This window comes from Micromonospora sp. AMSO12t, assembly GCF_008806585.1.
Classification (GTDB): Bacteria; Actinomycetota; Actinomycetes; order Mycobacteriales; family Micromonosporaceae; genus Micromonospora; species Micromonospora reichwaldensis.
In genome coordinates this window covers 1-636 of record NZ_WAAS01000567.1, presented here as the reverse complement: position 1 = coordinate 636, position 636 = coordinate 1, and the positions used below count along the sequence as shown (strand labels likewise).

The following is a 636-nucleotide window of genomic DNA, read 5'->3' as shown; positions in this document are numbered from 1 at the left end:
CGAGCACCCCGTCGTACGCGGCCGGGTAGGGCCGGGGGTCACCGGCGTCGTGCAGGTTCCCGGCGGCGGCCACCACGACCACGTCCCGGTCGACCGCGTAGCCGATCGCGGCCCGCACCGCCGGGTCGTCCGCGTACAGGACGACGGAGAGATTGAGCACGTCGGCGTCGTGGTCGACCGCCCAGCGGACGGCACGGGCGAAGTCCCTGGCGCTGACCGTGCGCCCCGACTCCCGCCCCTCGACCACCTGCTGCTCGCTGACCCGTACCGGCAGGATCCGGGCGCCCGGGGCCAGCCCCCGGAACGCCGTCCCGTCGCGGGGAGCGGCGGCGATGATGCTCGCCACGCCGGTGCCGTGGCCGGCGCAGTCCCGGCTGCCGTCGCCGCCCGGGTCGAGCAGGTCGGTGCCGTCGAGCACCCGGCCGGTCAGCTGCGGGTGCCGCCGGTCCACCCCCGAGTCGATCACCGCCACCGTCACCCCGGTGCCGGTGGCGAGCGGTGCCAGCCGCTCCGGGGCGTACCGCTGCTGGGGCCAGGGGCGCGCGGACACCGGCCGAACCGGGGCGAGGGGCGAGGCGCAGCCGGGGGCCGCACGCGCGGCGGTCGGCGCGGATGCGGACCAGCCGGCCGGCACCG

The 636-nt window shown here is 78.8% G+C and carries 1 protein-coding gene; it reads right to left on the bottom strand.

Translation table 11 applies throughout. The features are described from left to right. A partial coding sequence (locus F6X68_RS32985; RefSeq protein ID WP_151457873.1) for a S8 family serine peptidase occupies positions 1-634 on the bottom strand: 634 nt, incomplete at its 3' end. Positions 635-636: the final 2 nt, after the last annotated feature.